At 44.8% G+C, this 15,073-nt stretch carries 15 protein-coding genes; 1 reads left to right on the top strand and 14 read right to left on the bottom strand.

The features are described 5' to 3' along the window. Positions 1-69: 69 nt before the first annotated feature. The 7 genes from scpB to DESDI_RS11465 form a co-directional block, all read right to left on the bottom strand. Positions 70-708 (bottom strand): SMC-Scp complex subunit ScpB, encoded by a 639-nt coding sequence (gene scpB / locus DESDI_RS11435; protein WP_015262768.1) that lies wholly within the window; start codon positions 706-708, stop codon positions 70-72. Between the two features lie 4 nt (positions 709-712). Beyond that, entirely contained in the window at positions 713-1,498 is a 786-nt protein-coding gene (locus DESDI_RS11440; protein WP_015262769.1) for a segregation and condensation protein A, read from the bottom strand. After that, positions 1,495-2,475, bottom strand: a complete 981-nt coding sequence (gene trpS / locus DESDI_RS11445) for a tryptophan--tRNA ligase (protein ID WP_015262770.1) — start codon at positions 2,473-2,475, stop codon at positions 1,495-1,497. The genes DESDI_RS11440 and trpS overlap by 4 nt, the downstream gene beginning before the upstream one ends. 89 nt (positions 2,476-2,564) lie before the next feature. Further along, entirely contained in the window at positions 2,565-3,209 is a 645-nt protein-coding gene (locus DESDI_RS11450; RefSeq protein WP_015262771.1) for a site-2 protease family protein, read from the bottom strand. A 12-nt stretch (positions 3,210-3,221) separates the two neighbouring features. After that, positions 3,222-5,789, bottom strand: a complete 2,568-nt coding sequence (locus DESDI_RS11455) for a CBS domain-containing protein (RefSeq protein WP_015262772.1) — start codon at positions 5,787-5,789, stop codon at positions 3,222-3,224. Between the two features lie 140 nt (positions 5,790-5,929). Beyond that, positions 5,930-6,271 (bottom strand): hypothetical protein, encoded by a 342-nt coding sequence (locus tag DESDI_RS11460; protein WP_015262773.1) that lies wholly within the window; start codon positions 6,269-6,271, stop codon positions 5,930-5,932. 90 nt (positions 6,272-6,361) lie between these two features. Further along, on the bottom strand, positions 6,362-7,600 hold the full coding sequence (locus tag DESDI_RS11465; RefSeq protein WP_015262774.1) for an LCP family protein: 1,239 nt from the start codon (positions 7,598-7,600) through the stop codon (positions 6,362-6,364). Between the two features lie 268 nt (positions 7,601-7,868). Between DESDI_RS11465 and DESDI_RS11470 the strand changes: the two genes are divergently transcribed. Then, positions 7,869-8,270, top strand: coding sequence for a hypothetical protein (locus DESDI_RS11470; RefSeq protein WP_015262775.1), 402 nt, complete (start codon positions 7,869-7,871; stop codon positions 8,268-8,270). Here the strand turns inward: DESDI_RS11470 and DESDI_RS11475 are convergent. From DESDI_RS11475 to spoVAC, 7 genes are all read right to left on the bottom strand, one after another. Then, positions 8,247-9,275, bottom strand: a complete 1,029-nt coding sequence (locus tag DESDI_RS11475; RefSeq protein ID WP_015262776.1) for an acyl-CoA dehydratase activase — start codon at positions 9,273-9,275, stop codon at positions 8,247-8,249. The two genes, DESDI_RS11470 and DESDI_RS11475, sit on opposite strands and share 24 nt — an antisense overlap. Beyond that, positions 9,262-10,401: a 2-hydroxyacyl-CoA dehydratase gene (locus DESDI_RS11480; RefSeq protein ID WP_015262777.1), complete on the bottom strand. Its 1,140-nt coding sequence runs from the start codon at positions 10,399-10,401 to the stop codon at positions 9,262-9,264. Before DESDI_RS11480 ends, DESDI_RS11475 begins: the two co-directional genes overlap by 14 nt. Continuing rightward, positions 10,343-11,446: an acyl-CoA dehydratase activase-related protein gene (locus DESDI_RS11485; protein ID WP_015262778.1), complete on the bottom strand. Its 1,104-nt coding sequence runs from the start codon at positions 11,444-11,446 to the stop codon at positions 10,343-10,345. The genes DESDI_RS11480 and DESDI_RS11485 overlap by 59 nt, the downstream gene beginning before the upstream one ends. Positions 11,447-11,461: 15 nt before the next feature. Then, positions 11,462-12,952: a spore germination protein gene (locus tag DESDI_RS11490; protein WP_015262779.1), complete on the bottom strand. Its 1,491-nt coding sequence runs from the start codon at positions 12,950-12,952 to the stop codon at positions 11,462-11,464. Between the two features lie 74 nt (positions 12,953-13,026). Next, a complete protein-coding gene (spoVAE, locus tag DESDI_RS11495) occupies positions 13,027-13,389 on the bottom strand; it encodes a stage V sporulation protein AE (protein WP_015262780.1) in 363 nt (120 codons plus the stop codon). Between the two features lie 13 nt (positions 13,390-13,402). Further along, the gene (gene spoVAD / locus DESDI_RS11500; protein WP_015262781.1) at positions 13,403-14,407 is read right to left on the bottom strand and encodes a stage V sporulation protein AD; all 1,005 of its coding nucleotides are present in this window, start codon (positions 14,405-14,407) and stop codon (positions 13,403-13,405) included. Positions 14,408-14,480: 73 nt separating this feature from the next. Beyond that, positions 14,481-14,948 (bottom strand): stage V sporulation protein AC, encoded by a 468-nt coding sequence (gene spoVAC, locus DESDI_RS11505; protein WP_015262782.1) that lies wholly within the window; start codon positions 14,946-14,948, stop codon positions 14,481-14,483. Between the last annotated feature and the right edge of the window lie 125 nt (positions 14,949-15,073).

The raw sequence follows: 15,073 nt of genomic DNA on the forward strand, positions 1-15,073 counted from the left end.
AAAAAGAGGCTATCACAACAGAATAGTTCATAAGTGACGGCCTCTCAAATCTATATATCTATCGCAAAATCAATCCTCTAATGGTTCGAAAGTCTTCTCTTCGCCGAGCCCCTCTGCTGGCTCCTCTATAGAATCCTCAATAGAATCCTCTATGTACTCATCTGCTAATCCTTCAGCCAGAGCAACTTCCCTCATACTCTCAAAATTCAATTGCGGCAATTCCTCAATCGATTTAAGACCAAAGTGAATCAGAAATTGTTCCGTGGTTCCATAAAGAATGGGACGTCCCGGACCTTCTTTACGGCCCACCTCTTTCACTAAGCCCTTTTCTACTAAAGTTGCCAAGGCTCGATCAGATTGCACTCCCCGAATAAAGTCCACTTCACCTTTGGTGACCGGTTGTTTATAGGCGATTATGGCTAACACCTCTAACGCAGCACCCGACAATCCTTGGGCGGGCTGAAGATATAAGCTCTCGATAAAAGCTGACATCTCTGGTTTGGTCCCAAGCTTATACCCCCCGTTCACCTCAACAAGATTAACTCCGTTTGAGGGTGATGCATAGCGTTGCTTAAGCTCATAGAGTATTTCTGCTATTTCTTTGATACTTAACTGAAGGATTTCCGCTAAACGCTCCTTAGTCAAGGGATGATCGGCAACAAATAATAGCGCTTCGACCCCCGCAATTTCTCTTTCTCGAAACAACATCATCCTACTCCCCTTCAGTAAACTCCCAAGCCTTTTCGGTTGGGAATAAAAAGATCTCCTCATTCTGCGAGCTTTGTTCACAATGAATTTTTCCGGATTTTAATAGCTCGAGCAAGGCCAAGAAGGAGACAATAATCTCCATACGCTTTGTGCCACGAATCAATTGGCTAAAACGAATACCTCGCGGCTGTAGAATGACTCGGCGCAGTACATCATCGACCATCATCTCAATTGGAATCTCGTCCGGTTCAACGGTCCTAATCTCTTCACCTTGCTCCGCTCGTTCAATGATTCGCTGAAAGGCCTGCCACAAAGCGTCAAATTGCACCCCATCTTGGGGGTCAACCACAGGGAATTGGCTGCGGATCTCTTCGACATCGACTTCGCGAAAGTACCTGAGACCTGAAGAAATCTGGATATCTCCCAAGGTTTCAGCAGCCTGCTTAAAAGCCCGGTAAGCTAAGAGCCGTTCCACTAACTCTTGTCTGGGGTCCACTTCTTCCTCTTCAGGAATATCCTTCACTGGCTTAGGCAGTAGATATCGAGACTTAATTTGCAGAAGCTGGGCAACTAAGACTAAAAACTCACTGGTCACTTCCATATCGAGATTTTCCATTTGACGCACTACTTGAATGAATTGATCGGTGATTTTGGCAATAGGAATATCATAGATGTCTACTTTTTCTTGTTGAATTAGGTGGAGCAATAGATCCATTGGACCTTGAAAGGCCGGTAGCTCCACATAAGGAACGGAGATTGTGCTGTGGTTTAGGGACGCTCCTCCGCTCATCTTAGCCCCATCATTTGACGAACTTCTTTCATGGTTTCTTGGGTTTTGCGACGAGCTTGTTCAGCTCCCTGTTCTAAGACTTTTTCAACCTTACCGGGCTCTTCCCAGACAGCGCGTCGTTCACGGAATGGGTTCAACAGCTTGTCAAGGTTTTCGGCCAAATGACGTTTACAGGCCACGCAACCGATTTTTCCGCCTCGACAGCTATCTTCTACTTGTGCTACTTCAGGTGTATAGATCTGATGAAATTTATAGACCACACAGACTTCAGGGTGCCCCGGGTCATCCTTACGCAAACGGGCCGGATCGGTCACCATCTGTTGAACTTTACTTTTTATTTCGTCTGTAGAAGCGGTTAAGGAAATAGTATTATTATAGCTCTTACTCATTTTACGACCATCAACCCCGGGTAAAAGAGCAACTTTACCGATGAGCGCCTTGGGCTCCGGAAATACAGTGCCATAGATATGATTAAACCGCCGCGCGATTTCGCGGCAGAGTTCAACATGGGGAATCTGATCTTCCCCAACCGGTACAGTGTCCGCTTTATAAACCAAGATATCCGCTGCCATCAAAAGAGGATACCCCAAAAATCCATAAGTGGACAGATCCTTTCCCCCATCTTTCCCTAGCTGTTGCATTTGATCTTTATAGGTTGGCACCCGCTCTAACCAAGAAAGAGGGGTTATCATAGATAAAAGAAGATGAAGCTCCGCATGTTCCTGGACGTGCGATTGAATGAATACAGCCGCCTTATCCGGATCGATTCCCACGCTAAGCCAATCCAAAGCTATTTCTCGATTTAATGATTTAAAATCCAAATGATCCTCATATCCTGTGGTCAACGCATGTTGATCCACAATACCGAAATAACTCTCATATTCGGTTTGTAGCTTGACCCAATTCTGAATCACGCTAAGATGGCCAATATGCAAGCTCCCGGTAGGTCGCATGCCACTAAAAATTCTTCCCTTCACTTATAAGACCCCTTTCAAGGATAGCTATTATATTAATAAGTCAATTGTATTATAGGCCAAAATACTCACCCTGCCCAGTAGAACACCGTTTACCCAATAAAAGGCGAGAGCAAAAATATAGCGGTATCACGATAGAAAGCATAGAGCCCTGATACAACAGGACGAAGGAACGCCCCTAAGAAGTTAGTAAAGAGTATTATAACCAAAATAAACATACCATAAGTCTCCAAGGTGTTGAGTACATTACTATACTTCCGTGGTACAACCCCTCTTAAGATCGAAAACCCATCTAATGGTGGGATGGGAAGCATATTAAACACGCCTAGACCTAAATTCAGCACAACTACGGCCCTGAATAGTTGTGAGATTGTGTTCGACCATGATGAATCTCCAAGGAATGCCAAGGTAATAATCCAAAGGAACATGGCCAAAAAAGCAACCACAAGGTTAGACAAGGGGCCAGCAATGGATACCAAGATTCTCCCACGTTCTTTATTCCCTTTGAAATAATGAGGCTGTGTCTGTACCGGTTTTGCCCAACCAAAAGAATAAAGCACCGCCATAAGGGTTCCGAATATATCCAGATGAACAAAAGGGTTCATGGTTAGTCGACCTTGACTCCTGGGAGTCGGATCCCCTAAGCGATCAGCAACCCAGGCATGGGCGTATTCATGAAAAGCAAATCCAATAAGCAAAGCCGGTATGTTGGCAATAATCGTCGTAAAATTGAACAATGATGTTCCCCCTTAGGTCGATTTGGTAGGGTTATTCTTAAGAATCTCAGCGACAAACTTTTGTTCATCTTCCTCACTGTGAATTTCGCCCTCTAACCAAGCAGAGCGGATGCTTTTAAGGATGCGTCCTATCTCGGGACCTTCTTTAATACCCCACTGTAGTAACGTCATTCCATCCACCTTCTGTTTTATTCCTTCAGTTGCCTCGTGGTATCTTTTTAGAGAATCGTGAAACCGTTCATCCAGCATCAGGACTTCTAAAATGACCTTCGGTAAACCTTCGAGATAATGATCCAAATCTTCCAAAGATATCTTATCTGAACTTCTTAAGACTGAAAGTCCTGTCATGACCTCAAAAAACTTTTGCGTAAGCCCTCTAAGCTCCTTAGACAAACGAAGCTTTTCCTGCACCCTCTCGAACTGGGATAGGTCCATCTTGCGTAGGCAGATCAACCATTTTCTTTTCGGGGGAACTTCTTTATTTAGCACAGGATGGGTAAAATCCCAGGCGAGCTCAGACTCAAACCACTCCTTAAGTACTCCCATCTGAAGCAGGGACTCCCCCATCACCCCAAATCTCAATTCCCTGAGCATATGCATCAATTCTTCCGTAAACCGTTCGTTACTTAATTTTCTCAGAACCCCCGTACTCAAAGCTGTATCTACCCCATCCCGGGTTTCTTTAGCAAGTCGAAAGCCATAACGTCCGGCAAAACGAATGGCGCGCAGGATACGGGTGGGATCCTCAATAAAGCTGAGGTTATGTAGAAAACGAATCTCACCTTGTTTGAGATCTCTTAGTCCTCCATAATAATCTACCAATTCCCCAGAGCGGGTAGAATTAATGGCAATAGCCATGGCGTTGATTGTAAAGTCCCGACGAAACATATCATCTCTCAAGCGAGATTCTTCAACTTGCGGTAGTGCACCTGGGGAAGCATAATCCTCACGGCGTGAACGAGCCACATCTAGGTGAGATCCATCCGGAAATTCCAACCGTGCTGTTCCAAATTGTTCATGAAGAATCAATTGACCCTCTGGAAACCGCTGGGCAAGAACTCGGGCGAAGGCATGTCCATCCCCTTCAATAACTAAATCAAGGTCTTGGGTTGGTACCTTGAGAAGCAGATCCCGAACAAAGCCTCCTACAACGAATACCGAATAACCTAACTCATCGCCAGCCTGTTGGGCTGCCCGCAAGAGCTTGCGTATTCGTTCCGGCAACTCCGAGAATAATTGCAAAATATCTTCTGTCATGGCTAAGCTACGATTCCGAGTCAATGACATTTCTGTAGGTACCGCACACCCATGAATGATACGCAGAATGTCCGAGCGCGAAACGATTCCTGCAAGTTTTCCGTCTTCCAGAACCGGCACTCTTCCGATATCATGCAGAACCATGGTCTTTTGTACATCTTCCCAACTGTCGTTGGCATCCACCACGATGACTTCTTTTGTCATAAAACCTTTGACTGGTGCATGTTCCAGACCATGTTTAAGAGCTTTATCCACATCACGACGAGAAATAATCCCGACTAGCTTATCATCTTGAGCTACAGGCACTCCCGTATGCCCATATCTGAGGAGAATCTGCTCCACTTCGCTGAGCCTCATCTCAGGGGAAACTGTTTTAACCGGATAGCTCATAATATCCTTCACCCGATCAATTCGAGGGGCTAGATGTTCCAGTTCATGCTTAAGTTGCTCTAGGATCTCTGCCACAGAGACATTTTTTATAGTTGCCGAAGCTGCGCGTGGGTGTCCCGCTCCACCAAAGGCTTGGGTGATGCGGTTGACCTCTATACCTCGGCCACGGGAACGTCCTACCAGATAGACCCGGTTTTCCATGTGGACCACTAAAAATAAGGTTTCCGCCCCTTCCATTTCCCCAACACGATGAGCTAGAATGGCGAGTCCTCCCACATATTCCTCACTTTCAGCCCAAGAAATATAAGCGGGCTGACCATGGAAATCTATGGTTTCTCCATGGTCCAACAATTGATGCAGGAGTTCTTTTTGCTCTTCAATTAAAGGCTTGCGAAGATATTCTGCTACAACTCCCAAATTTGCACCTTGTTCGAGGAGATAGGCAACCGCCTTGATATCACGCACAGTCGTGCTCTCAAAAAGCAAACTTCCCGTGTCCTCATAGATTCCTAAAGCAAAAAGTGTCGCTTCAAAAGAGCTAAGTCGGAGATTTAGCTTCTTAATCTCTTCAACAATCAAGGTTGTACAGGCGCCAATGCTTTCGATGTGCATTCCTTCTGCTAGGTGCCCTTGGTAGGGATGGTGATCATAGATTATTAAGGGGATATTATCCAGCGTCCCCTCTCCCTTTAGCCCCGCAACTCGTTGCAGATCATGAGTATCCACAAGCACAATCTGTTGCACCTTACTCCAGTCCACATCTTTGGCACGCCAAAATAGCAGACTGTCTTTAGCTAAAGCAACAAAGTCTTGAACATAAGGATTGGATTTTCCGTCCACAACCATGACACTGTCCGGAAAAATCTTTTGCGCGGCCACCATGGAAGCCAAGGCATCAAAATCCATCTGGCGATGGCTAAGAATCACTTTCATTATGTACTTCCTTATATTTCATTCTAAATATAAATATTAGACATAATTATATCATTTATATAGTAGCTCCAGCAAGGAACAACAGATGCGAATAGGAAAAGCACCCCGCGAGCGAAGTGCTTGGCTAATCACTATAGTTACTAAATACTATCATTTATGGCTTCAACAGCTTCGTCAATCTCGGCTTGGGTCATACCTTCTTTAATGAGTCGATAATTGATGGCATTCATCCAAAATGCTGTTTTGGCACTGATTTTCTTATAAGCTTTACTATTCTTCTTTTCTCGATTTTCCCTAGACTCAGCGTTAGCTTGGACGATAGAGCAGGCATAGCGAGCCTTAAGACGGGCATCTTGATCCATTTCCTCAAAAGTGGTATTCAAAAACCCAATTAAGTCCTTATAGTATTGGGAAAATTCATCAAATGGAATTTCCGTTTCCATATGTAAATACCCTTTTAACACCTCGAACAACTTATCCATTAAATAACCTCCATCTTTGTATCCCATATATATCTAGGATTGCCTCAAATATTATACCTTTGTTTACAAGAAATGACAAGATACATATTCCTATTCCAAGACTTCGAAGGTTATTTCGGACTCATTTGTAGCGTTGCCATCGGCATTAGGAGAATCTTCTGCAGACTTCACCACTTCGACAAGGATAGGCACCTCTTGTGAATCGGTTTTCTTCATATCCACGGCCTGCTTTTGCGCGGGAGATTGAACTTTGCGGATGTTATCAAATATGGGAGTGGTGCGCCCTTGAAAAAGATCATTCAAGATACCCATAGATTCCTTCGGATCAATTCTCCAATAGCTTATCCCTTCTTCGTCTGAGAATTGACCAGGAAGGGTTTGGTTGATTACTGCATAGGTATCTTTATTTTTAAAAGCTACGGCCAAAGACCAGACCTGCCCAAGATTCAGATTCGTCTCAATAGCTTGATAGACTTTAGGTATAATAATTGGCAGTTTCGGCAAATTGCGTGGGGTGGTGGCTTCTGCCACTATAGCTTTGATTACTTCTTGCTGACGAGAGGCTCGAGAAATATCAGCAAGTTCATCATTGCGGAACCGAGCATATTGTAAAGCCTGGGTCCCATTGAGACGTTGGCTACCCTTTTTCAAATTAATATAACGATCCTTTTCATCTCCCGTGTCATAGTACATATCTTTTTCTACATTTATCGTAATACCACCCATGCTATCTACGATGTTTTTAAATCCCTGAAAGTTTGTGAGAACATAGCCATCGATAGGGGTTCCGATTAGCTCTTGTATATACTGTTGAGTCGAGATAGGGCCTTTCCCCAAACGAGCAAGAGCATTGATTTTTTCCTTTTTCTTATTCAACATCACCTGTGTGTCGCGGGGGATTGAAAGCAAAACCATCTTTTTAGCCTTTTGATCTAAACTTGCCACAATTAGTGTATCCGTGTTACTGATAATCTCACCAGGACGATTATCCATACCGACCAATAATACGGTAAAGCGATCCTTTAGTTCAATATTACTCGAAGTATCAATCGGCAAGCTGCTCTGGGGGAGTATTTGTTCGCCTGCAAACAGAGGCTCTGTGTCCTCACTACGGTGGATTTGCTCTGACTGCTGACTTGAACTCCCCTCTTGGGACGATAAGGTTAGAGCGTTGCTACCCTGAGCTTCCTGTCTAACATCGAACTGGTTACCTGAAAAAGCAAGGATAGCAAAAACAATAACCATTCCTAGGCCAAAGCCAATGATGGCATTGAACCCATAAACCTGAAAGGAGTGAATTATCCGATTCCATTTTTTATTTTCGCTCAACTTTGCTCACTCCATCTCCGTATAAATATCCTCCCCTAGCATCAAACAAATTCTTGGTCATTATTCACCAATTATAAAATCTTCTTAACTAAAATAGGGAAGCCCTTTCGCTATTCAATAACCTTAATCAGCGAGTCTCGTCTTTGCTGTGGCATATTTTACCAAATCGAATATAATACCCTATATACAGAGCCTTATCTCTACTCTCCTGGCTTAATCTCGTCAGACTAAATTATGTTCATTTATAGTGTGAACTAAGGAGGTAGCTATGAATTCTTGTCTATTCAATTATCGAAATTCTTATGAGCCTTATCCATATTATTCTCACCAAAACTATGGCTATACAGGGTATACCTATCTTCCTTCACAAACTCAGATAAGCTATCCCAGCTATCCTTATAGAAATTCCGACTATCCGACAAGACCCCAACTCTCCTATTCCTACCCTCAGCAGATGACTACACCTAGCACAAATTCTCAGTTTCTTGTTCCCTCTCAACCTCATGACCCCTACCCATACTCTTATGAAAAATATAATTCCCCCCAAAACCTAACCTATCTCTGGCGGGAACCCGAACCTATGATTCCTTCTCAGGGACTGGAAACTCTTCTGATTGCTATTTTAGTTCTTACCGCACTTGATATGTTATTTGTGCGACCCCGTCGCTAGTGGATTCATAGGCATACTCTCGACCTGTGATGACCAATCTCCACAGGACCACTTGCCGCAGCGGTCGCCCCAACGGGTTAGTATTTTATCCTCTTGCCTAATCTCCACCACTTCACAATGATTACTGCAACCTTTGCAATCAAAACTACGAGCCTTGAAGTTGCTTTCTGCCATTTTTAGACCACGGAAATTGGTGGTAAGACCCTTTTTGGCTAGAAAGCGCTCCTGAGCAAGATAGGCGGCTCCTAGTGCTCCCATCACTGAAAAGTGCTCCGGCACAGTTACCTCTTGCCCTAATTCCTCTTCAAAGGCTTTGCGAATTCCTGGATTCGCCGCTACTCCGCCTTGAAAGAAGATGGGGCCAAGGATTTCCTTATTTTTACCCACATTATTAAGATAATTGCGTATCATGGCCTGACATAGTCCAGCTAAGATATCGGGAAGTGGGTGGCCTAATTGCTGTTTATGAATCATATCGGACTCAGCAAAAACAGAGCAACGCCCGGCAATTCGTACTGGATGTTGGGCCTGCAAAGCTAAGGGTCCGAATTCCTGGATAGGGATGCCGAGACGGGAGGCTTGTTGATCTAAAAACGACCCCGTCCCCGCCGCACAAACAGTATTCATGGCAAAATCTACGACGACACCGTTGCGCAGGAGAATAATCTTGGAATCTTGCCCCCCGATTTCTAGGATCGTTTGGACCTTGGGCTGGATTCGCGATGCGGCTACCGCATGGGCTGTAATCTCGTTTTTCACTACATCGGCTCCCAGCAGGGTGGCAGCCAATTGACGAGCACTCCCCGTGGTTCCTACCCCTATGATCTCGGCAGTAGAGCCAATATGTGCTCGCAGATCTTTCATCCCCTCTTGGATGGTCTGCATGGGCCTTCCTTGAGTTCGCAAATACATAGACTCGGCTATCGTTCCATCCGGATTAAGAAGTACAATATTCGTACTTACCGAACCAACATCGACACCAAGAAAATACTTATCTACCGGCAAGTTCCAACACTCCCTCATTGATCGCTGATATATTATGGCGAGATCTTTCTAATAAATCCACAAAGGCTTCCAGCCGAGTTTGAATCCCCGCTCTTCCTGTATGTTCATCCACAGTTAAGGTCATAATCGGTATTCCATAATCTTCTTGGACCTTCGGTAAGATTGTCGAAGCGACAATTTCCGGCATACAGCCAAGCGGTAAGAGTTGAACGATGCCCTCATAACCCTCTTGGGCATATTTCACCGTTGCTCCTATGGTTTCTCGAGCATGTCCTCCCACGAAATGATTTAAATAAGGCTTTGCTAAGGTGTAGTATGGTTTTAAAGGGCGATACCCTTGGGCTAAGCCAAGGAACACATGCTCTCCCACCCATCCCGACAAATAAATGGATCGATCGACTACCACTCCTAGATTGCCCAGCTCTTTTTCTACATCCATGGATATGAATGGCTCTAATAGGGTATAGATTTCTCCTACCACGGCAATCTTTAGGGGATTTTCATCCCTGTAGCCTTCGTGGTCGGCTATTCTTTGCATCATTTCATCCTTAAGCCAATTCAAAACATCCTTCAACCCTTGATCAGACATAGCCTGAACTAAACGACGTTTCGCCTCTTCATAAAGCTGGTCCACATAGTGCGGAGACTGAATACGTGGACGAAACCCATGGAACATATCCTCGATTTGATCCAAAACAAGACTTTTGCGGTAGGCAAAAAGCATCGCTTTGACGATTCGGTTCCAGGTATTCTTTTCTCCGGCAAGCTTACGAATACGCTCAGCAAGGCCAATTAAACTACCATCAGGAGGTTCTAAGGTGATAACATCAAAAGGGTACCCCGCTTCTTGAAGAATCTGCCGTTCCATCTCTCCATAATAGCCAAAGCGACAGGGTCCAACTCCTCCGGTGATGAGGGCAGTGTCTGCTCCCTGGGCTGCAGCTTGCACAAAGTTCCCCAGATTCAACTTAAGAGGAAGACAAAAGGATTCGGGTGAAAGCTGGGTCCCTATAGTTAATGTCTCTTTGCTATTCAACGGTGGAACTATATAGTCCACGTTTAAATTTTCAAGTAAGGCTTGAATGATAATCCAAGCGTTCCCCATATGAGGAAAGGTTACCTTCATAATCCCCCCACCTTTCAAGCATATCGAGAAAGGCTTCGATCCGAGTAACCAAGCCTGCTTCTCCAGTGTGTTCGTCTAATGTAAGAACTAAATAGGGCTTTTGATTCTGTCGAGCTTTACGTGCAAGTAAATCATTGGTCATAGAATCGGTCCCGCATCCGAAACAAGATAGGTAAATCAACCCATCAATTTCCGGATCCTCCACGTAGAAGGACCCCGCACCATATATTTTCTTGGCATGACTCCAAAAAATCTTCTTGTGCAAGTGACCTTGTTGCTCCTCGATAGGGTTAGCATCCACATTCTCCACCACCATGACTTGTGCCTTTTCGCGAAGCCGCTCCAACAAGTTCATATTGGCGTAGGATTCATAAGTTAGATAACTGTGTCCCACTATAGCAATTCTGGGCACCTTACCACTATCGTTATGAATTCCCTCATCCAGTAGCCACCCATCTTCTATTTTTTGAGGCTTTCGACACTCACTACTTGCTCTACTAAATCCCAAATCTTTGAGTTTTATAGGCTCCGCCAAGGTCTCGAAGCACACCATGCTTTCCTCAAAGGACCAACCTGCATTGCGCATTCTTTGGTAGGCTTTCTGCCAACGCTGAGCTTCCGCAAACCCCTCTCTTATCTGGCTTTTTGTACGTCCAATTCTTGATCCGAAAGCCAAGAGACTATGCAAGACCTTTCTCTTCCCTTCTCGCCAATTAATATCCACGGTATAAACTTCCGACTCAGGAATAGCATAGAGCACACTCTCTGGAAGCCCTAAAACCTTTGGACAAAGGTACGTATTCTCTTCCATACTTACCAAGCGAGGCAGGAAAATCCCATCCACATCACGCAAAGCCATAAGATGTCCAACCAGTATTTTAACCGGCAGGCACGTTTCATCCGTAGCCTTTTTAAGGCCCATCTCCATGATTTCCCGATTAGTTGCCGGGGATGTGACCAATTCAATACCTAATTTATAAAAAAATCCTGCCCAAAAGGGATAATACTCGTAATACATCAACGCCCGTGGAAACCCTAATCTCACTGATCTGAATCCTCCTTATTCATCATGACCTTCCGGTTGCCGAATAGCGTCCTTCGGCTTCAGAATACTGGGGCGCTTATTCTTGATTGGTAGGGGAGATCGCACTAAGACTGTGCCTAAGGCCTTAAGGTCTAAAGGTAGCAGTGGCCAAAGGTACGGTACACCAAAGGATTTGGTTCTCCACAGTAGAAAAAACAACACCAGAGCACCTATAACAAAGCCAATAAAGTTATTTAAGGCAACCATTGCTATGAGAAAGAGACGGGCTAAGCGGTTGGCCTGAGCAAGCTCATAGCTTGGGGTTGCAAAAGTACCTACGGTAACCACAGCGATATAAACGATAATTTCTTGCGAGAATAACCCGACTTTGATCGCCACATCCCCAATCATGAAGGTCGCAATCAAACCTAAGGCAACTGTTAAGGGACCCGGGGTATGGATGGCTGCCATGCGCACTAAGTCCACCCCAAACTCCGCTAAAAAGACCTGAGGAACAAGGCCAATTTTACCGATTTTCTCGACACCGACGAACCGGATCCATTCCGGTAGGATATGGGGATTCAAGGCACAGGCCAACCACAGGGGGAGAAGAAAAAGAGCGGCAAAGATGCCCATAAAACGGACCCAACGCATATAAGCTCCCACGATAGGCTCCTGACGGTACTCCTCAGCATGCTGAGTATGGGACCAAAAAGTGGCTGGAGCAATCATGACGGAAGGTGAAGTATCTACCAAAACTACCACATGTCCTTCTAGGAGATGGACAGCTGCAACATCCGGTCTTTCCGTATACCTTACTCGCGGGTAAGGATTCCAAATCTTACTTCCCAAGATAAATTCCTCAACGCTTTTTTCAGCCATGGGAATTCCATCTATCTTTATTTTTTGAATTTCTTCCGTAATCTCATTAACCAATTGTTCATTAGTGATATCTTCAATATAAGCAACACAGACGTCAGTTTTTGAGCGTCCGCCGACCTGCATTAGCTTCATTCTTAACTTAGGGTCTCTGAGTCGCCGACGAATCAGTGCTGTATTAAAAATTAAAGTTTCGGTAAAACCATCTCTCGCCCCTCGGGTAACCCGTTCAATATCCGGCTCATCGGGTGATCGCGAGGGAAAGCTGCGAGCATCCACAATGATAGCCTTTTCCTGGCCCTCCACAAAAAAAGCCATGGGTCCGGATAAAATAAAGTAGAGAATCTTATCCATTGTGTCTACTTCAGATACTTGGAGGCCGACGATGCGACCTTTTACAAGGGTTTGTAGCGCATTCACGACTAAGTCTGGCCGCTCTAAATCAATGAGTGCATCAAGAATGATACTGACAACTTCCGTATTGACCATGCCATTGACAGAGTAGATCGCTACTTTCTTGCCGGCTATGGACATTTCTCTAAGGACAATATCAAAATTATCGGGAACCCCTAGTTCCCGATTAAGATAGTCGATGTTCTTTTGATAATTCTTACTGACCTTAACATCACGTTCACTTGAGTTGTCCAAACTATCACCCCCGAATCCAGTTAGTCCCTGTTTAGTTCTTTACTTTTCTCTAGTTCCAACTCATTGTTGTTCCTCTATCCTTTAGGATTGAAGGTTATGGAAACCAAATAGCCAAAGAATACTGCTGCCGCGATTCCCACGGCTGCGGCCTCTACTCCTCCTGAAAAGGCTCCGATAAAACCTTTCTCTCCTACTGCTTCCATAGCACCCTTCGCTAAAGTGTAACCAAAGCCTGATAAGGGGACAGACGCTCCTGCACCTGCAAATTTCATTAAGGGTTCATAGAGACCTAGCCCTCCCAAGATCGCTCCCCCCGTGACAAAGGCGACTAGGACATGAGCAGGTGTAAACGATGGTTTTGTTAAATCCATGAGCAGTTGACCGACAACGCAAATCAAACCGCCGACAATAAATGCTGGTATGATCTGTTCAAACATCACTTTCCCCCCTTTATCCTTCAATGACCACAGCATGACCGATGCCGGGGATGGATTCACCTTGCAAGGACGATGTCGGACTATGCAAAGCACCGCTTCCCACGAGAAGTACCCGTTTATATTCTCCGGATTTTATTTTATCCAGGATATGCCCTGCGAAAACCACAGCTGAGCATCCACATCCACTGGCGCCGGCATGAACATCCTGCTTTTTGTCATAGATTAACACTCCACAATCAGAGAAGTTATTGAACGTTAAGCCATTCTTTTTCAGCACCTCTTGAGAAAGACTGAGTCCTACACTCCCCAAGTCCCCAGAGATAATCAAATCATAGTCATCCGGGGTGCGGTTCATATCATGCAAATGGTTGAGTATGGTGTCCGCAACAGCTGGAGCCATGGCTGCTCCCATGTTATTGGCATCCTTTTCCCCAAAGTCTACAATTCTCCCAATCGTCGCAGCCGTAATCCTGGGTCCCTCACCACTCTCTCCCAAGACTAAGCTACCTGCCCCTGTCACGGTCCACTGAGCGCTCATAGCTCTTTGACCTCCTTGTTCAGTAGGCATTCGATATTGTCGCTCAGCTGTATCGTGATGGCTAGATACACCTACTAGGACTTGTCGAGCAAATCCACCATCGATTAACATGGTACCGACAGACATACTTAGTGCCATAGTTGAACAGGCTCCATAAAGTCCGATAAAGGGTAGACCCATCGTTCGTGCTGCGTAATTAGCTGAGATAATCTGATTCAATAAGTCACCGGCTAAAAGGTAATCAATTTCATCCTTGGCAATCCTCGCTTGGTTTATCGCACCCTCCATCGCTTCCTCAAGCATTTTGCTTTCGGCCACTTCCCAGGATGAGTTCCCATTGATAGTATCCTTCCAGACGGCGTTGAAAGTTTTACTCAGCGGTCCTTGACCTTCCATGGGACCCACAACAGAGTATGATGAGAGAATCACCGACGGATTGGAAAAAACCACCGTTTGATTCCCCATACGTTTAAGCTTCATTATTTTTCATCCCCTTCGGCCTCTTTTATGTATCATCAAAAGCATGAACCTAATACCAACGGATAGTTTCGATTTAACGTAGGAAATAGACAATTATACCGATTGCTATAGAGGTCGCAATTCCGTAGACTAATACCGGCCCAGCTACCGTAAATAGTTTGGCACCAACGCCCATGACATATCCTTCGCGTTTATACTCCAAGGCAGATGAAACTATAGAGTTAGCAAATCCAGTGACCGGAACGATGGAGCCTGCCCCTGCGAACTTGCCGATTACGTCGTATACACCCAATCCAGTCAATAGTGCGCCCAGAAAGATGAGCAAGGCTGTGGTTGCTGTTGAAGCTTGTTCCTTTGGCAATCCCATTTGAACGAGAGAATTAATGATAATCTGGCCAAAAACGCAGATAAGCCCACCCACGATAAAAGCGCGAATAATATTCTTACCGATCGTAGGCTTGGGAGTCATAGATTTAGACAATTGTTCGTATTCTTGGGGAGTTACTTTTAGATTTGGGGGTCTTAAATTTTGCTTAGGCAATTCAATCACTCCTCTAGACTTGACGCATGAGTAAATATCCGTCAACTTTGCTAGCACTTAGTATGAATCCCAAAAAACAATTTTATGCGATTTACCTGATTCACCTTCCCATAATTACGAAATTA

The organism is Desulfitobacterium dichloroeliminans LMG P-21439, assembly GCF_000243135.2.
Classification (GTDB): Bacteria; Bacillota; Desulfitobacteriia; order Desulfitobacteriales; family Desulfitobacteriaceae; genus Desulfitobacterium; species Desulfitobacterium dichloroeliminans.